This is a genomic window from Anaeromyxobacter oryzae (assembly GCF_023169945.1).
Taxonomy (GTDB): domain Bacteria; phylum Myxococcota; class Myxococcia; order Myxococcales; family Anaeromyxobacteraceae; genus Anaeromyxobacter; species Anaeromyxobacter oryzae.
This window is the reverse complement of record NZ_AP025591.1, coordinates 2,109,831-2,128,499: the sequence shown is the minus strand read 5'-3', so window position 1 is coordinate 2,128,499 and position 18,669 is coordinate 2,109,831. Positions and strand designations below refer to the sequence as shown.

Annotated in this window: 8 protein-coding genes and 1 pseudogene; 3 read left to right on the top strand and 6 right to left on the bottom strand. The window is 65.4% G+C overall.

The window, feature by feature from the left end; genetic code table 11:
• Positions 1–14: 14 nt before the first annotated feature.
• The 5 genes and pseudogenes from AMOR_RS09255 to istA all read right to left on the bottom strand — a co-directional run bounded on the left by AMOR_RS09255 (position 15) and on the right by istA (position 6,065).
• A complete protein-coding gene (locus AMOR_RS09255) occupies positions 15–671 on the bottom strand; it encodes a WYL domain-containing protein (protein WP_404800960.1) in 657 nt (218 codons plus the stop codon).
• Positions 672–683: 12 nt separating this feature from the next.
• Positions 684–797: pseudogene (locus AMOR_RS09250) on the bottom strand (transposase domain-containing protein); the annotation flags it as partial.
• Between the two features lie 915 nt (positions 798–1,712).
• Complete coding sequence (locus AMOR_RS09245; protein WP_248360520.1) at positions 1,713–3,449, bottom strand: DUF4268 domain-containing protein; 1,737 nt, start codon at positions 3,447–3,449, stop codon at positions 1,713–1,715.
• Between the two features lie 269 nt (positions 3,450–3,718).
• Positions 3,719–4,477 (bottom strand): IS21-like element helper ATPase IstB, encoded by a 759-nt coding sequence (gene istB / locus AMOR_RS09240; protein ID WP_248360519.1) that lies wholly within the window; start codon positions 4,475–4,477, stop codon positions 3,719–3,721.
• Positions 4,464–6,065 carry an IS21 family transposase gene (gene istA / locus AMOR_RS09235; RefSeq protein ID WP_248360518.1) on the bottom strand — a complete coding sequence of 534 codons (1,602 nt, stop codon included), beginning with the start codon at positions 6,063–6,065 and terminating at the stop codon, positions 4,464–4,466. Before istA ends, istB begins: the two co-directional genes overlap by 14 nt.
• 529 nt (positions 6,066–6,594) lie before the next feature.
• On the opposite strand from istA, the gene AMOR_RS09230 reads away from it, so the two are divergent.
• The 3 genes from AMOR_RS09230 to AMOR_RS09220 are packed head-to-tail and all read left to right on the top strand — an operon-like array spanning position 6,595 to position 17,334.
• Positions 6,595–9,606: a hypothetical protein gene (locus AMOR_RS09230; protein WP_248360517.1), complete on the top strand. Its 3,012-nt coding sequence runs from the start codon at positions 6,595–6,597 to the stop codon at positions 9,604–9,606.
• A 13-nt stretch (positions 9,607–9,619) separates the two neighbouring features.
• A complete protein-coding gene (locus AMOR_RS09225) occupies positions 9,620–16,075 on the top strand; it encodes a DEAD/DEAH box helicase (protein WP_248360516.1) in 6,456 nt (2,151 codons plus the stop codon).
• Entirely contained in the window at positions 16,072–17,334 is a 1,263-nt protein-coding gene (locus tag AMOR_RS09220) for a PD-(D/E)XK nuclease family protein (protein WP_318653860.1), read from the top strand. The genes AMOR_RS09225 and AMOR_RS09220 overlap by 4 nt, the downstream gene beginning before the upstream one ends.
• Before the next feature lie 100 nt (positions 17,335–17,434).
• Here the strand turns inward: AMOR_RS09220 and AMOR_RS09215 are convergent, their stop codons facing one another.
• The gene (locus AMOR_RS09215) at positions 17,435–18,586 is read right to left on the bottom strand and encodes an HNH endonuclease (RefSeq protein WP_248360515.1); all 1,152 of its coding nucleotides are present in this window, start codon (positions 18,584–18,586) and stop codon (positions 17,435–17,437) included.
• Positions 18,587–18,669 lie beyond the last annotated feature (83 nt).

Sequence of the window (18,669 nt, the reverse complement as noted above, 5' to 3'; positions counted from 1 at the left end):
AAAGTTCACGTTCCCTACCGGCGATCGGGCCGATACGTCCCAAGCAGCCACTCCCCGAGATCTCGCAGCTCCCGCCGGAGGGCGCGCGGCTCGACCACCTCGACCCACTCCCTCCAGCTCGCTACCCAGCTCGTCACCTCGTGCGACGCACCGTACGTGAACGAGAGCTCGACGCCGCCGCCCTGCAGGTCGCGCAGCCTCTGCGATGGATGCCAGCGGCGCTCGCGGATGAACGGTGCGACGATGGGACCGAACCGAAGCACGTACCGCGTCGGCACCTCGCCGGGGTGGATCGCGAACGCCGAGTCCGCCCACCGCTCCGCGTCGAACCCGGGCGGCGGGCGGCCGGTGCGCGACGACACGGCCAGCGAATCGAGTCGCTGCAGGTTGAGGGTCCCGATCCCGCCGTTCCTCTCGAACACGCAGATGACGTAGACGGCGCGATCGTGCGCGAAGAGGCGAAGCGGGAGCACCGTGTGCCTGCGGGCCGTCCCCCCGGTGGTCGCGGCACGGTAGGTCACCTCGCACCAGCGACGGCCCTCGATCGCGCCGACCAGCGGTAGCAGGTGCTCCCTCGCGGCGCGCGCGTATACGTGCTTGTCCCAGTGCAGGAAGCACCGCTCGACCGCGGCGAGCTGCGCGCGCCCCTTCGGCCCGAGCGCCGCGGCCACCTTGTCCGAGGTGTGCGGCAGCAACTCGTCGATGCGCGAAGCCGGGTGGCGCTGCACGCGCATCAGTACGTCGGCGAGGTAGTCGACCGGATTCACCTGGTTCGCTCCGCACGTCGCGAACACGGTTGATGCTGTCGAGAAGATCATCGCGCTTCAGGCGGATCAGCTCCGAGCGTAGGACGAGGCGATCGCGCAGCTGGGCGAGCAGCTCACGTCGGTGAAACCACAGTCGAGAAGCTGCAGCGGCACGTGTTGGGCGACCGGCTCGATGTTTCGCGTGACGAGGTGACGCGTCTTCCTCTGCGTTCTCCCGACGCGTCCGCAGCGCGGCGATGCGGGCGTCGCGGGATGGTGATCACGGGCTACAGCTCCGCGATGAGCGCGCGGAGGTACGACGGCTCGGTGCCGGGCGGGAACCGCGCGACGACGCCGGTCGGCAGCGCTAGCTTGAGCAGAGGCGAGCGCAGCTCGACCAACCGCGCCTTCGGCGCGGACGCTACCACGCGGAATGGCACGAGACGCGAGCGCTTCCTCATGGGAGCCGAAGCGGGGGCTTGACCCGGTGACGCGGGCGCCGCTCCGACGAGCGGCCTCGACTCCTTCCCGCAGCCAATAGATCCAATTCCTAAGGTTGCTGAACGAGATCCCGCGCTCCGAAGCAAACCCGCGGTGCGTGAGGTTGGTTGCCTCGAAGTCGGCAACGAGCTTCGTCCAGCGCTCTCGGTCCTGCTCGGTGATGCGCTCCTCCGCGAAAAGCGCGGAGGAACACGCCCTCGAGCTACGCTCGCCAGCCGGGGTTGGCCGGGCGGTTACCGCGTGGTTGTCGAGTGATCCGCTCCTGTGATCCGCCGTCCAGCCTCTTGTGATCCGCGCCGGGCAATCCGCATCGCTCGGGCCCCGAGCGCGCGAAATCAGAGCGGGACTCGTACGGCTCGGTGGGGCGCGGGCTTCAGCGCTCGCACCGGTCGAGCGCCTCGGCGACGGGATCGTAGGTCTACGGGTCGGTGACGGCGCCGCTGCTCCGGAACCTGGCCACCCGCCTCATCCGCTCCGAACCGTCTCCTTGGACTCCTTCAGCGCCGCGTCGAACGCCGGCGAAAGTATCGCGCGGAACCGCACCATCGCGGACGCCGCCTTAGCCTGCAACGTCTCGTCCGCATCAAGCACGGCTCCCGGATAGTACAGGGCGATGCGAGACGCCCTGCGGCCATCGAGACGCTCCCAGCTGAGCGGCTCGCCCACCCCAGCCTCGAGTTCGGCTCTCCGACGAAGCATCGCGTCGAAAAGGCCCTTCGTCTCCTTCTGGTCGCCCGCGTCGATGTAGAGCTCGACGCGGAGCTGCCCCGCCCGCGCGAAAGACACGACGAACATACCCATCCGCGGCCCGGACTCCGGCGCGTTGGCGACGACATGCCAGCTGACGCCGGACGGCGGCCGCTGCGGCGGAAAGCCGGGCACCGTGCCGAGCGTCGCCGTCAGTCCATCGAAGAACCGACGATACGCGGCCTGTCGCTCCGGGGTCCTGATGAACGTGACGTACTGCTCGCGCGTGCTGACCTCCGCGACGTGCCACCCCGCGTCGATCCACTGCTTCGCCTGTACGTGGCCCCGCTCGTTGTTGCTCCACCACGCGCGGTACTGTCGCGCAGAAGCGGGTAGCGGTGCACCAAGGATCTTCTCGACGTCGGAGAACTTGAGCACGACGCGATCGTCCGTCGTGTTCGAGCGCAGCGTCGCCCCGAGAGCGGCGTAGCGGCTCTCGATATCGACATCTCCCAGCGTCTCCATCGGTGGCCCGGGCTCGCCGCTCGGTCGCGGCTCCACGGGCTTCGTCGGGGGCGGCGGTTTCGCGGCCGGCGTACGGCCTGACCGCTGCTGCGTGACGGCCGCCTTGAGCGCGTCCTCGTGCCGCGCGAGCCACTCCTTGCAGAAGAAGAGCTCGTCCCGCTGCCGGTCGGCGATGTCCGTGCGAAAGTGTGCGAGATCGTTGCGCGTGTTGCGTACGGAGACGAGGAGGCGCCGGAGTGCGTCGCGCTCGATGCCGAACGCCGGCCCGTAGGCGCCCCATCGCGCCTCGTGAAGGAGCAGCTCGATGTAGTCGTTGAGCGTGAGCTGCTCGAACGTCTTCGCAGGATCTCGCGAAGCGAGGTTTTCGTTGAACGTGCGGGTCAGCAGCGCCTCGTCGTCGGGCCCCGCCGCTACGTTGCGGGCCGAGAGGAACGCGTGGATGGCCTTCCTAAAAGGTCCTCGGAGCTTTGCGTTTGATGGCGTGATCGCCTCGATGGCGGTCGTGAGACTCGCCTGATCGAGCGAGTCATCCTCGCGCCGGAACGCAGACAAAACGAAGTCCTTGATCGTCTCTTCGATATCCTGGACGACCATGATGTCCTGTGCGCGGCGGCGGAAGAACTCCATGGCATCGAAGCTCGTGAGGATGCCCGTGAGCTCCTGCTGCGGAGTTAGAACCAACACCGCGGACGACCGCTGTAGCGCATCGAGCACGTCCAGCAGCTCGTCTTCCGTGTCGCACCGCTCGAAAAACTCGTCCATCGCGTCGAGGACTCGCAGCGCACTCGGCACGACGCCGAAGTGACGCAGCGCCCGACCTACGGAATCGATGGTCAGTAGAGCGATCGGCCGGCGATCCGGTCCTGCGACCGGCAGCTGGCTGTAGTCATTCTCGGACATTTCCGCGAGCGCCGTCGCGAGCGACTCCCCCGGCGCGATGGTCAGGGGCGGAGCCTTGCCTTGGACGAGATCAGAGACCGTTGCGGGCATCGCCGTTCCACTCCCTCCCTCGGGGTACCGGGCCGACGTCGCCGCGGAGTGTAACCCAAGCGGCACCCGCAACGGTGATGCCTTCCGTTCCCCGCCTCTCCGCTGCCTCACGCGGCGCGCCAGCTGCGTGTCAAGGCTCGCCCTCACTGATCGCGCCTGGTTCGGCGAAACTGATCGCGACCTCGGCGTCATCGGCGTGGGCGAGTTGAGCGTCGTCGGCGTGGAGAACCTGGTTCGGCCAAGCTGATAGGGTCGGTCGGCGCCGGTGCCTATGCGGCCTGCGCCTTCTTTCGGCGGGTGGGCGGCGGGTTCCGGTAGGAGTCGCCCTCGATCACGAGCACGTGCGCGTGGTGGAGCAGCCGGTCCATCGCCGCACTCGCGAGGAGCGGGTTGCCGAACATCGGCGGCCACTCCTCGATCGCGCGGTTCGACGTGATGATCGTCGAGCCGTCCTCGTACCGGCGCCGCACGATCTCGTAGAGGTCCGCGGGCTCGTCCTGCGCGAGACCGCGGAGCCCCAGGTCGTCGACGATGAGCACGTCCGGCGTGGTGAAGCGGAGCAGGCGCTTCTCGGAGCTCCCGTCGCCGCGCGCGGCCCGGAGCTGGACGAGGAGCTCGTGCGCGCCGACGTACGCGACCGTGTGGCCCGCGCGGCAGGCGCGATGCCCGAGCGCCTGGGCGAGGTGGCTCTTCCCGACACCGGTCGGCCCGACGATGAGGACGTTGTCATGGCGCTCGACGAACGCACAGGTGGCGAGCTCGAGGACCTTCGCCTTCGGGATCGAGGCGTTGAAGGTGAAGTCGAAGTCCTCGATCGTCTTCGCGTGCTCGAAGTTGGCGCGCCGGACGCGCTGCATGAGCTGCTTCGCCTCGCGCCGCTCCACCTCGTCCGCGAGGAGCCGGTAGAGGAACTCGGAGAGGGCGAGGTTGTCGTCGGCGGCCTGATTCGTGCGCAGCTCCAGCGACTGCAGCACGCCGGAGAGGCGGAGCTTCTTCAGCATCGGGACGAGGTCGTCAGTTGCGCTCATTTATCTTCTCCTTGCCGTGGAGGAGCTCGGCGGCGCTCCGGGCGTAGCGGAAGCTCTCCTGCGGAGAGCCGGGTGAAGCCGCGCCCGCCGGCAACGGCTCGAGGTCGAGAGCACGCACGAGGATGTTCTTCACGCCCTGGTAGCTGAACGTCCCGAAGTGGCTGGCGCGGCGGGCGGCGCCCTCCGCGCGCTCGCGCGGGAACCGCTCCAGGTGCGCCACGATCGCCTGCACCGGCCCGAGCATGTGGAGTACGTCGTCCGAGTCGAAGACCTCGCGGACGAACCTGCCGGTGTCCGGGCCGATGCGGTCGGCGCGCTCCTCCCAGTAGCTGCGGCTCCGGTGCCGCAGGTCGGCGCGGTGCTCGGGCAGGTGGTGGTCGACCGTGGAGCGGTGGCCCGCGCCGCGGCGGTCGTGCGTCGCGACCCGCTGGTCGTCGTGGAAGATCGTGACGGTGCTCGCGGACGCGCGGACCCAGACCACCTTCTCGATGAGCTTCCAGGGCACCGAGTAGAGCCGCTTCTCGAAGATGACGTGGCTGTCCCGGTGGACCGTCGCTTCCCTCCAGACGACCGGCTCGAACCGGAGCGCCGGCAGCGGGCGGAGGACTGCCTGCTCGAGGTTCCGGAAGACCTCGAGCGGGCGCCGGTGGGTGGTGCCGTGCTCGCGCGTGCCGGCGATCTCGTAGACCCAGCGGCGCAGCGCCAGCGCTACCACGTCGACGTCCTGGTTCGCGCGGCCGCGGAAGAAGTTGCCCTTCACGTACTTCACGCCGGACTCGACCTTGCCCTTCTTCTCGGGCGCGTAGGCCGGCGTCGGGTCCACCTTGAAGCCGTAATGGCGCGCGAGCTCGCGGTAGCTGCGGTTCAGCGCGGTCGAGCCGCCCACGCCGAACGCGGCGCGCACGACCGCGGCCTTGAGATTGTCTGGCACGACGACCTCGACGACGCCCCCGAGCTCCTCGAACGCCTCCACGTGCAGGCGGAGCCAGGTCTCGGTCGTCTGGTCGAAGGCGATCTTCGCGAACAGGTGCCGGCTGTACCCGAGCACCATCACGAAGACCCACGCCTTGCGCATGACGCGGGCGCGCGGGTCGTACAGCCGACCGACGTAGCCGAAGTCCACCTGGGCGACCTCGCCGGGCCGCGTCTCCACCGGGATCGCGACGTCCTCCGGCTGGACGCCTCGCACACGCTTCAGGCGCACGCAGACGCGCTTCACGGCCGACAGCGTCGCGCGCGCCTCGCGAAACGACTCGTCCTCGAGCCGGAGCGTGTCGTAGATGCCGCGCGGGCCGACGCCCTCCTTCCAGAGCTGCTCGATCCGGCCGAGCCACCCCTCGAGCGACGAGATCTGCTGCGGCGGCAGCTTCCGCGGGAGCCGCTCCTCGACCGCCGCCTTCAGCACCTCGAGCGTGGGGAGATCCGCGATCGGCCCGGCCAACAGCCCCGCCGCCTCGAGCGCGACGCGGTACGTCCGCTCGGTGTTCGAGCTCATCCCGAGCAGCCGCGCGACCTCGCGGCCGCCGCTGCCCATCCGATGCAGCCGCACCAACTCCTGCAGCCGATCCATGTCGACCCTCCTCTGCATCCCTGCGCCTCCTCGTCGCGGTGAGGCGCGAGGGTGCACGACGGCCCTGCCGACCGGCGGTCTCGCCGAGCGGTGGCACTCCACGGTTGTTCAGGCGATCTGCTTGGCCGAACCAGCCGCGATCAGTTTGGCCGAACCAGGCTCACCGACGCGGCGCGCCGCGCGATCAGCTTGGGCGAACCGGCGGCGATCACTTTGGCCGAACCAACCGCGATCAGCTTGGCCGAACCACGAGCGATCTCTTACGCCGGTCCATCACACCACTGCAACGGACCACCCGAGACGCTGCAGCGGCTCGACGCGGCCGCGCGTGCTGACCTGAAGTGCGAGTCGGTGAGGCAAGGGACTCAATGTCGAGTCCTGCCGGTCTGGACACGAATCCCCCAAAGGGTAGAGTGGCTTCTGCTCGTGGTGTGGGGGAGCACCCGGGCTCCGCCCTGGCCGCGTAGGCTTGAGCCGTTCAGCCAGAACGCGTCCGTGCGGCTGAGAGTATCCCCCGAAGCCTAGAGTCTTCGAGACGGAGGGTTCATTGCCGCGCTCGTACTACCAGTGGAACGACTGGCTCTTCGACGCCATTTTCGCCCTCACCGACGATCCCACGCCGGTTCGACGAGTCATCATCGACGATGGGATCTTTGCGCGCGCTGCGGTCGGTGGCGACAGCTCAGGAATCGAGCCGAAGGATGAGTTCCTGGTCGGCATGAGGCGCGAGCTGCGTGAGCACACGTTCCAAAGCCTTCTCGCGGGCGAGCTCCGCAAGCCCCACACGACCCTGCGGCGCCCTCCATTCTTCTCGCTCGTCCTTTTTGCCTGCATGGCCGTGTCCGAGGGGGTCGAAGACGCCCCCACCGAAGCAGCGTTCGGCAAAGCACTCGACGATCTCTGCAAGAACGGGCTGTCCAACACTGGACACGGGCTCAACGCTGCTTGGGAGCGAATTGCGGCTTGGCTCGACGACATCGGAGCTCCCGGCCGCTTCATGGGGATGGACGCCGAAGGAAAACTGTTTCGGCGCCTGGAGATTCCCGCTACGCCCGGGTACGCGCAAATCGGCTACACGATCAAGCTGGCCTTCCCGCGTCGCCGAGATTTCGAGCTACTTCGAGGCGCACTGAGCGACTTCGCGCCAGAGTCGGTACCGACCGTTCAACAGGTGCTGGACGCCTTGCGAGCCGTGCCCGGGTTCGGGGGACGATTTCGCGGAGCACTCAAGGAATTCGAAGGATTGTTCCATCAGAATCCCAAGCTCGTCGTTGCGTCAGATCCATTCTGGAACATCGTCCAAAAGGCGAAGCAGGCTGCTGGGAACGGTGAAGCGAACGGCGCTGAGGCGTCAGTCTGCATTCTGGCCGAGCTCGACGACGACGGCGCTCTGTGCCCCGTCATCGCGAGCAAGACCTGGGTCGCGTTTCGAGACGGTCAGAATGTGGTTCCACTCGACGCAGAGCTTCCCGAGCCGTGGACGCACCTGCTTGCGAAGGGAGCATCGGACCACTCGGACGACTCCGATGCGGTTGGAGACCTCGTCGGATCGATTCTGTCCCATCCGGACGCGTTCTCGGACTCGCCGCTCGCGCCAATCGCCGAGCTTTCGCGGCGCGGTCGAATCTTCTTCACGAAGAGCGAGGAGCTGGTGGGCCTCTGGCAAGGTTCGGGGCGGCCACGTGCCACTGGAGCAGCAGTGGCTCTTGCGCGAACGGAAGAAGCCGAAAGGATCGCTCGGGCCTGGGCCACTCAGGCGCAGCAGTCGCAGTTCGATGGGTGGCGCGTCGTCATCCGTCCGGCGGAAGCCGTCGCACCCGTCATCGACGCGCTTGAAGCTCCGCGCATCAAGTTCGAGTCCGCGGTCGATGTGTCGCCGGGTAAGTTCTTGGGGATCCCAGGAGCGATGCCTGCCGTCTCAGTTGCGAACGCCAGCGCAGTCCGTGTCGTGCGAAGGCATGGGAGCGTGCACGAACTCACCCGCGAACGTAACGGCACCTGGGGGATTCCGCGTGTTCCGATCGCAGGGAGCGTCACATTCATCGGAATCACCGAGGCGGGCGAGATCACGCGTTCGGCTGAATTCACGACGCGGGTCGCCTCGACACCCGAGAAGGCGATCCGCGAACCGGGTCGATGGTTCGGCGAATGCGGAGGCCGAAACTCAGGGGACCTGAACCTAGGGAGCGAAGTTGGGATCGTGGGTACAGATGGCAGGCGCCCAGCCGATTTCACCGGTTCAGCGGACCAGAAGCCCCTTGCGCTCGATGCCCTACTCGATACCGAGTTCGGGATCGGCCCCAAGGTCGGCGAATTCATCCAGGGGGACGGGACTGGGTGTGATTGGGCACTGATTTCACTTCCGCGAGGGCGACTGGCACTCAAGTGTTTGGCATCCGACGCCGCATACTGGCCCAAGGAGGAGCGCGTCGGAAACAACCGCTCCGAGAAGCGGTGGAAGGAAATCTTTCGTAACGGGGCTTACGCGCTTCTCGACGGGAGCGCGCCCGCTGGGCTGGTGGAAGCGTACGCGGCGGCTGCGAAGGTTCGCGGGCTTCCTGCGGGTCCAAGGCCGTGGGCAGGGTTTAGTGACCCACCCGGGGAAACGGCGGACTCGACATATCGATCGCGCGTCACTCGTGAGGCCGTCTATGCCGAGGCCGCGATCGCGTGCGTCCTCCGAAACCGTGGGTCAGGGATACCGGAAGGTGAGCTGATCGACTTGTTCGTGCGCGTATTCGGATTGAGCAGCGGTCGCGATGCGTGGCCACTGCTCCGCTCATGGGTCGAAGCGGGCAAGTTCGATCTTCTCCATACGTTCCGGTATCGGGGGCGCCGCGCGTTTGGGCTTCGGCCGCGGTTCGTGGTGCACAACCTGGGACGTCGCGTCGTGGGAATCTCGCTGGGCCTACTCGCCGGTGCCGCTCGGCTGCGGATCAAGAATGCTGCACGGGAGCTCGATGCGACGGGGCTCTCGGTCAGCAACGGATGGACCGCGTCTCCGGTAGTCACCCCGCCGCTGATCGTCGAAGCGGATGACATGGAGTCCATCCGTCGGCTCTCGCAAGCGAGCGGGATCCTCGCGGAACCTTGCGCGCTGTCGGGGGTCGATCAGTGGTTGCCTGAATCGCAGTCCGCGGCGGAGCTCCCGCACAGGCCCGAAGGGCATACGGTCTCGAGGTATTTCGACCCTGAAGACCTCACCTCGAGCACCACTCGACCGACCAAATCGGTGGTCATCTCGCAATGGAAGCGCGAGCAAAAGCCGTCGTTCTACGTGGTCGAGACGTCAACGGGGAGCCACACTTGGACCTACTCGAGGGAAACCGCGTTTCGGCGGGCCTTCGCGGCACTGGGCGCCACCCCGTTCGCACGCAAGGGGCCTGTGATCGAGGCCTCGACGCGCGAAGCGCACCTGCCGCTCGCCGTCACGCGACTCGGCGTGCTGACGTCTGGGACGAGTCCGGGCCCGGTCACGGACCCCGGGATCGAATACCGGAACGTGTTCGGCTCCTCCAGCATCGCATCTACAGCGCTCGCCGCATCAGTTCGAACGTGAAAGTGAGGATGGGGTGAAGGATCCGATCGGCGGCTTCCTCCGCATTCGTGAGCTCTACATCGCGTACCTCGACACTGCGTTCCGCATCAGGAACGCGGATGCTGCCGAGGAGCGCCGACGCCTCCTGCGAGCGCCGGGCACGCTCTGCACGGAGCCACTCGTCGAGCCGATTCCGCGCTACGCCGCTTCGAAGCTACTCGCCCATGAGCTCGTGGAGTCGGGCGAACAGGTTCTCCCGGGTTTCGGAGCAGCCGATCGAAGGGCGTTCGCGGAGCTCGTCCTGGCAGGGCTGTTCCCTTCCGATGCCGCTCCGAAAGGTGCGTCGGTAAGTCGGCGCGCGAAGTTCCCTTTCTACACGCATCAGGTGGCGTCGCTCACTCGCGGCGTGCAGGCCGGACGACCCGTGATCGTGACCTCCGGAACAGGGTCCGGAAAAACGGAGTCGTTCCTGCTCCCGGTGTTCGCGATGCTCGCTCGAGAGGCGCGGACTTGGAAAGCGCCGAGTGCCACGTACCTCGAGACGCGATGGTGGTGGAGGGAGGACAAGCGTTCGTACACGCGGTGGTCCTCAAGCGACCCGAACGAGTTCGTATTCCCCAGGGAGCGACGTCCCCTGGCTGCAAACGTGAGGGGGCTCGCGGAAGGCGAAACGATCGAAGTGTTTCGTGCTCATCGCGAAGGCGAACATCCGTCGCGTCCGCAGGCGGTGCGCGCGCTCGTGCTCTACCCAATGAATGCTCTCGTCGAAGACCAGCTGGCGCGCCTCCGGAGAGCGCTCGATTCCGAAGCTGCCCGAACGGTCATGGACCGGGAATTCCACGGGAACCGGATCTTCTTCGGGCGATACACGAGCGAGACGCCAGTAACTGGTTTCGACAAGCATCCGCGCTTCCACCCCCACGACAAGGAAGAGTTGGCCCGCCGCGACGGTCAGCTCCGGAAGCTATTCGAGAAGATGCGCGAGATCGAGCTCGCCCAGGAGGCCGCGAAAAAGTACGACCGCGAGCAAGCATTCCAGAAAGCCACGAAGACGAAGCCGGACCTGAAGTTCGAAAAGTGGGAATCCGAGCAGGAGGACCCGTCCGCCTTCGACGATGCTCGCTTTCTGTTTCCGTCGAACTCCGGTAATGAGCTGTGCTCGCGCTGGGACATGCAGGCGACTCCGCCCGACATCCTGATCACCAACGTCAGCATGTTGAGCGCGATGCTCGCGCGCGAGGTGGATGCCCCCATCCTCGAAAAGACGCGGAAGTGGCTCCAGGAAGACCCTAACGCCTACTTCTTCCTCGTTCTCGATGAACTTCATCTTCAGCGTGGCGCTGCGGGAACCGAGGTCGCATTTCTTCTCAGGCTTCTTCTTTCGAGACTCGGTCTGCGGGATCCAAAGCACCGACACAAGCTGCGTGTGCTCGCTTCGAGTGCTTCGCTCCCGATCGATGGGAGCTACGAAACGAGCAAGAACACGAAGCGAAGCCTCGACTTCCTGTACGACATGTTCGGGGAGGACGGTCTCCGCGAATCGGAGAAGACCGAAACGAACATTTCTGCGTCGACCTGGGAGCCTGCAGTGATCACAGGCGAGCAGGTCTACGAACCTGCTCCCGCCGGGGAACTGCCGACGGAGCCGTTTCGCGAGTTCCTCCGCGCGTCCGGCTCCAAGCCGGCGGTCGAGGATGCCGAGGTTCTCGAGCCAGTATCCCCTTCCGCTGCTCCCGTCGCGTGGCGGAATGTTCTCACGGCACTCATCGGCGACGAGCAGGTCACAGCCGGGACGGTGCAACGCGGAATTCAGAGTGCTTCAACCTGGATCGCCGCCGCGTGTTGGGATCAGGTGGAGAAGCGGCACCGGGCGACGTCCGTCACGGAGGTGGCACGTAGGATCTTTGGCTCCGCGGATGAAGCTGCCCTTCGCGGATTGCTCATCGTCCGCGCTGGCGAGGAATCATACGAGAACTGGTTCGACGCGAAGCTCTTAAATCCTGGTTCGTTTCGGGTGCATACCTTCTTCAGGAGCGTCGAGGGGCTCTTCGCACCCGCAATTCCCGGGACGACACTCGACGCCGACGGCCCATCGAGGGGCTTGGGGGAGCGCCACGTTGGCGTTCTTTCGCTCGATCGGACCCCTCGGGCCGACGGCAAAGATGGTTCCGAGTCCCCGCCCACGCGTGTCCTGGAGGTCCTCTACTGCGAGTGCTGTGGAGAGCTCTTCGTCGGTGGCATGCGCGGAAAGGGTTCGAAGAAGAAGAGCGTCGAGCTTCTCCCCGTCGAACCGGACCTGGACGGCTTGCCCGAGCAGGCTGCATCGAAACGGTTCGAAGACCTCAGCTATGGCGCCTTCGCGCTGTTCTGGCCAACGAGCGGCGCAGGCGCGGAGCCCTCGTCTTCGAAAGAATACGATTGCGATAGCTGGATTCCGGCGGTGCTCGACCCGGTGTCGGGAGAAGTCGCGGACCTGGGTTTGACGAGGCTCGCGGAGGCGGCGAACCTCAAGAAATTCCATCTCGGCAGTAACGACAAGGTGCCCGCGGGACGGGTTCGCGGCTATCTGTACGAGCGCACGAGTGGCGCGGATAGAGATGGCCGGACGAGCAAGAGCGCCGGGACCCACGTTCCGTATGCTTGCCCAGCATGCGCCGAGGACTACGGGCCGCGTGCGAAGCCGAGATTCTCCCCGATCCGTAACTTCCGTGCCGGCTTCGCGCAGACGACGCAGCTGCTTGCTACCGAACTATTCGACGTCCTCAGGTTCAACGAATCGTCATCCAAGGCAAAGCTCGTTTCGTTCTCCGATAGCAGGCAGGAGGCAGCCAAAGCAGCGTTCGACATCGAGCGGCGCCACCATCAGGATCTCCGTCGCGAGCTGATCGTTCTCGAGCTCAAGCGGGCGCGTATCCTCCGGAGCGAACTCGCGGCGGTTCTTCCGAACCTGAAGGAGAAGCTCGCGGCGGCAAGGGAGCGCGCGTTCGCGGATGGCGCAAGCGACGCTGAGGTCAATCGCGCGCAGGCGGAAGCCCAGCAGCTGCGCGAGGACATCGTCGAGGCGGAAGCGACCGCGCGACGAGATGTCAACCTCCGAAGAATCCTAGAGGATCCCGAGGGCAAAGAGTTCTTGGGAACTCTCGAATCGGGTCGGGCGGCACTGAAGCCGCTGATCCGTCGCTTCGGCGACATGGGAATCCATCCGACGGACCCCCGAGGTGGGGCGCGCTTCAACTTGTTCGAACCCGGTGCGGACGGCGAGACGAGCTCGCTGAAGGCATCCTTCGACTGGACCGACCTCATAGATGTTCCCTACGAATCGGGCCCGGTCAATCCACGCGGTCTCGACTGGAAAGACGACCCGAACGACGTTTCGAACCGTGACGACGCCCGCAAGGCGATGGTCACCGAGTCGCAGCGGCTTCTGACGGAGGTGCTCTTTTCGAAGACGTACTTCGGCCTCGAGCAGGCCGGAATCGGCTTCGTGCACGTGCCGGGACAGGAACCGGACAAGGCAGACTTCCGGGAGGCGGCTGCGCTCGTACGGGTCATGGGGGACGCGTATCGGTTCGCACTTAGCCCTTACGCGAAACCCGGGGAGCAGCCGCCGCAATGGGAGAACGCGGACGCAGTTACCAACAAGCGGGTTCAGGCATTCGCCAAAGCATCATGGGGCGAGTCGTCGTGGAAGTCGCGCCTGAACGAGATGCTCGTGATCATTCAGAAGGCCGGCAACGGGCCTGGTCTACTCAAGAATGCGCGCTTGGCGGTGACGCTCGTCGAGCCGACTGACCCGGCATGGGTGTGTGCACGATGCCAACGTGTTCACCTTCATCGCGGTACCGGAATCTGCACGCGCTGCAGGACTGCTCTGCCCCAGGAATCGAACTCCACCGCGCGGGAGACACGGAAGCGGAACTTCCTTGCGATGCGGCTGGATCGGGCCGGAAAGGGGCCGTGCCGCCTTCACTGCGAGGAGCTGACCGGGCAGACCGATAATCCCGTCGAGAGGCAAATCAAGTTCAAGGGAGCGCTGATCCCTTCCTATGTCGACGTGATGGAGCGTAACCAGAACGGGAAATGGGTCCCAGCGGTAGACGAAGACGGCGAAACGAAGACCCGTGCGCGCAAGCTGTATCCGAAACGAGAAGAGATCGACCTACTCACGGTGACGACGACGATGGAGGTGGGGATCGACATCGGTCAGCTGGAGGCGGTGCTGCAGGCCAACATGCCACCGCAGCGATTCAACTATCAACAGCGCGTCGGTCGAGCGGGCCGGCGCGCACAAGCCTTTTCGTTGGCGCTGACCGTGTGTCGGACGAAGAGTCACGATCGGTACTACTTCGACAACCCTGAGGCGATCACGGGCGATCAGCCGCCACCTCCATTCTTGAACAAGGACATGGACACCATCGCCTTGCGCCTTCTCCGAAAGGCGTGGTTGGCACGTGCATTCGACAAGATGAGGCCGAAGCTCAGATACCCCAAAGGATCGTCGGGAGCCGAATGGCCTTCGGACACCATGTCCCCGCCCGACATTCACGGCGAATTCCTTCCATGCGATGCGATCGACGCAAACTGGAGCAGCCGTATCCGAACCGCGCTGGAGGAGACGGAGGCTTTCAGGAACGAGATTGCGGGGGTTCTCACCGAGGCGTGTCCAAGACTGACCGAGAGCGACCTCGCAAAACGTGTGGACGTCTCCGCAGTCATGGCGGCAATCGACAGGGTACGTGCAGAAGGAGGTAGCAAGGGACTCGCTCAGGCTCTAGCGGAGGCGGGCCAGCTCCCGATGTTCGGAATGCCGACGCGGGTTCGTTACCTGTACACCGAACCTTCGATGAAGAAGGGGACGGGCGGGTACGAGTGGAGGAACGTGGACCGCGACCTCGACATGGCAATCTACGAGTTTGCGCCCGGAGCATCCATCGTCAAGGACAAGAAGATTCATCGTGCGATTGGATTCGTCGGCGACCTGCCAGACATCAAAGGAGACACCATCGTTCCGCTAGGCCCCGCCCTGAGTAGCTCCGTGTGGCTGCTCGAATGCGGGACGTGTGGCGCGTGGCAGGAGTTCCAGAAGACGGAAGCCCAACCGGAACCTGACCGGCGTAACCCGGGGACTTGCGCGGAGTGCGATTCGCCGATCAGCCGCATGTACGACTGCCGCGAGCCGAAGGGATTCCGGACCACGTTCAGGCCCAAGGACATCGGCGACGTCGAGGACATGCCGCCGCGTCACAGATCGATGCACGCGATTACGCGGAAGGTCGATCGGGAACCGCTGCTCGGCACGAACGTCAGCTTGGCAGCCGTCCCTCAGGCGCAGACGTACCGGCTCAACCGCGGCCGGGTCGTCGTGGACGACGAGGTTGCGGACGGTGGTGACGCGCCGATCTCCGTTTCATTCGATGGATTCAATGCACACCGCGGGACGTCGGAGTTCTGGTTCGCTGGGAAGAAGCGGAAGATCGAAGACGGCCAGCCGGACATGCCGGCAGGGCATCTCGTCGTGGAGGGGGCTCATGTTTCGGGCGGCACCTCTCTTCCGTTCGGATTCATGAAGAGCGACCCTCCCGTCGTGGTCTCGGGCCTCACGCTGATGGCGCCAAAGGTCACGGATCTGCTGCAGGTGACACCGACGCAAATCCCTGCGGGGCTACGCCTCGCGGACGTAGTCAGAGGGACAGCCGGCTTCCAAGCCTCCGTGCGAGCAGCTGCGGTCTCGGCGGGATTCATCCTCGTGAACAAGGCCGCGTTCAGACTCGACACTGACCCGGAAGAGTTCGACGTCCTCGAACCGACGATCACGCGCGACGCGAGCGGTGTCCGCAAGCCGGTCATCCAGTTCGGTGACCGCCTAGTCAACGGGGCGGGGTTCACGCGCAAACTATTCGCGCCCGGCGAGGAAGCCCCCGTCATTCGCGAGCTCCTCGAAGAGATCGTTCTGGATGGGAAGACGTATCCCAGGGACGTGTTCTTCGCCGAGAAGCACGTCGAGCGGTGTGACCAGGCCTGCTACCGCTGTCTGCAGAGATACGGTAATCAGCCGTATCACGGTCTGCTCGACTGGCGCCTCGGGTTGTCGTTCCTCGAAGCGCTCTTCCATGCGGAATATCGGTGCGGGCTTGATGGCAAGTTCGACGAACCGGAAACGCCGTCTTTGAATGGATGGCCGAAGTTGGCGAAGGGGGCGGCTCTCAGCATGCAGAGACGCTTCGGGGGAGAGACGGAGCGCCTCGACGTCTCGGGCTCCGATCCGCTCTGGGCGTTCAGGATCTCGAAGAAGACCCCGTGGGCAATCATCGGGCATCCGCTGTGGGCTCCTGAGCAGCAGATGGGAATCGCGGGTGAAGCGTACGACGTCTTGGAGGCCAAGCTAGAGGGGCGCGGCGAAGGACCAAGTATCACGTTCGTGAACACGTTTGACGTCGGAAGGCGGCCGATAGACGTCTATACGAAGCTGCTGGGTGTGGAGGGCGCGTGATCTCGGCTCTGCCGACGATTCCAAAGCGCGCAAGGCTGCCCGACCGAGTGTCAGCGTCAGCGGCAGGTCAACTGCTGACCGGTCAGTGCCGACTTCGACTTCTAGCCAGTCGCACGTTCCCGCCGGATGCGCGTCGATTGCCACCCAGCATATGGTCCATGCGCGGCGATCTGATTCACGACGTCATCGACGCTGTTTCGAAGAACGCCTTCATGAACGGCAAAGGCGAATGGGCGCGCGTTCAGTGGCAGGGAACCGCCGAAGCGACGGCAAGACATGCGTTCGCTCTCGTCGTCGCCGCCCGAGAAGCCATGTGGCGAATCACGCCTGAACGAGCGCACTGGGTGCCGCTCGATGGGCTATTCGAGCGATTGGAATGGAAGGAGCTGCGGCGCGAAGCGATAAGCAGGGCTCGGAAGTACGCGGCGAACCGCGAGCCGATAATCCCCGTTCGGACGATGCGCGGCGGAGCTGCTGCGGCATGGATTCCGCTCCTCCCGGGAGAGACAAGGACCGAGGCGTGGGTCCGCGGCGACAAGTGGAAACTCCAAGGAAAGCTCGATCACGTTCAGCTGAGTGACCGTGGTCACCTCATCGTTCGAGACCACAAGACCGGCGCCATCCTGGAGGAGGGGACGGATGCCATCAAGTCGGCCTACGTGGCGCAGCTGCGCGCGTACGCTCTCATGGCGCGCGAAGTCCAGGGTCTCGAAGATGCAGATGTGGAGCTCTGGGTCGACGGACCAAACGAATGCTCCAGGAGCGTGGGCGGAACCTCCGCCGAGCTCGCGGCGTTTGCAGCGGCGCTAGAGGAGGGGACGAGGCAGTTGGAGTTGGGGCTCGAAGCGAATCTGGAGTCACTGGCAGCGCCGGGACACGCATCGTGTGCGCACTGCGGGCTCCGGCATGCATGCCCGAGCTACAGGGCGTGGGCTCCGGCTGGATGGCTGACGGACGAAGCCGAGGGAAAATGGCCGTTTCCGCTCGACGTGTGGGGCCGCGTCGCGAAGGTCGTCTCGGAAGGTGAGTTCCATAGGATCCAGCTCATCTGTCCAGATCAAGTCGTCCGGCAGGTCTCGCGCGTCCGGAGCACGTGGTTTGCCGAACCCCCTTCCGTTGATTCGGAGCTGTTCTTTTTCGGATTGGCGACCTCCGACGGGCCGTCGAGGGGAGTGTATCGGCATCCCAAGACCTTCAACGAGTGGGATGCAGCCCCTACTCGCCGAGCTTGGTCTTTGTCGGTCTTCACCGGGCAGTGAGAGTGAAGTCCGGCAAGCGTCGCACCGTGTACTACGGAACAACGATATCTGTGGAACGCGCCGTCTGCTCGCGGGGGAGGCGCGATACGATCGACCCGATTCAGACCGCGAATCGTTTCCACCGCTCTTCGAGCAGCGCACCGTCGGGCCAGTCGTCGCGGTTAGGCGGAAGGGTCAGCGGATGGCGATGGAACGCGCGGAGACCGTGCTCCAGCATGGGGCCGTCTCGTTCGACGAGGAGGTCGCGCCGGAGCATGACGACGCGATCGGGAGTGATACCGAGGAGCTGTGAGTCGAACGCAGCGTGGTGCAGCTTGCACAAAGTGAGGCCGTTCGGGACCTTCGCTTCGCCGAGCCGCTCCGCGTCCGGGACGATGTGCGCCGCGTCCAGCAGCTGGACGTGGCGGAGTCGGCATATCGCACAGCGGCTCTCGTATGCGCCGAGGACCGCTTCCCTGAACTTGTCCTGGTGGAGCCGCCGCCGGACCTCGCCGATGGAGTACCTGCGTTCGATGGTGGTCGAGCCGATCGCCGAACCGCGCTCGGACGCCATGGCGGCCGACGCGGCAGCGACGGGAGCTACGTGGAACACCCTCGCACTCGGATCCTCGTCGATGACCTCGCAGATGAATGGGCGATAGACGGATTCCGCGACACCGTAGAAATAGATGATCCGAAGCCCGGAGCGTAGGCACGCGCGGAGCGCGGTGTTGTCACGGTTCGAGGGATCGTCGCCCTGGTACGCGTATCTGAAGTACGGCGCTTCGCCGCCGATCTCGTCGTCGTACCGACGAACGCGACCCGCGCGAGGAACGCTGGTCTTGATCGACAGCGCACCCGTCTTCAGCTGGGCTGGCCAGAAGATGCCGCGCGGTCTGTTCGCGACGAGGATGTTTTCGCCGCGGAAGGTGAAGCCCTCGCGGATGAGTGGCCAAGGAAGAACGCCGTGGCGGCGTTCCTGCTCGAGGATGTAGGCGATGGCCGCCGCGCGGAGTTGGTCTTGGTCAGCGCCTGAGAGGCCTCGAGCCACCGGCAGACCATACCAGGAACCAGTCGTCGGCAGCCTCCAGCGACATTCGGGTGGGACTCGGAAGCTCGCGTAGAGGAACCTGTTCCGCTCGCGGAATCGCGCTGCGAGCTTCTCGAAGAAGTTGTCGACGCGAAGCCCCGATCCAGGGCTCGGGAACGTGGGATGAAGAACCCGAGGTGTCGCGGAGAAGTCCACGACCGCGAGGGCCACTTCCTCGAACATGGCGGCTTGCTGGACCGAATCTCTCCTCGGCCTCGCTCCTCGGAACCTGCGCTCGAGCACCTCGGCTAGTGGGCGTACCGGGT

Bases quoted from the DNA above. Each gene is read 5' to 3' on its own strand.
- AMOR_RS09245 (WP_248360520.1), bottom strand. From the start codon at position 3,449: ATGCCCGCAACGGTCTCTGATCTCGTCCAAGGCAAGGCTCCGCCCCTG.
- istB (WP_248360519.1), bottom strand. From the start codon at position 4,477: ATGAGCGCAACTGACGACCTCGTCCCGATGCTGAAGAAGCTCCGCCTC.
- istA (WP_248360518.1), bottom strand. From the start codon at position 6,065: ATGCAGAGGAGGGTCGACATGGATCGGCTGCAGGAGTTGGTGCGGCTG.
- AMOR_RS09215 (WP_248360515.1), bottom strand. From the start codon at position 18,586: ATGTTCGAGGAAGTGGCCCTCGCGGTCGTGGACTTCTCCGCGACACCT.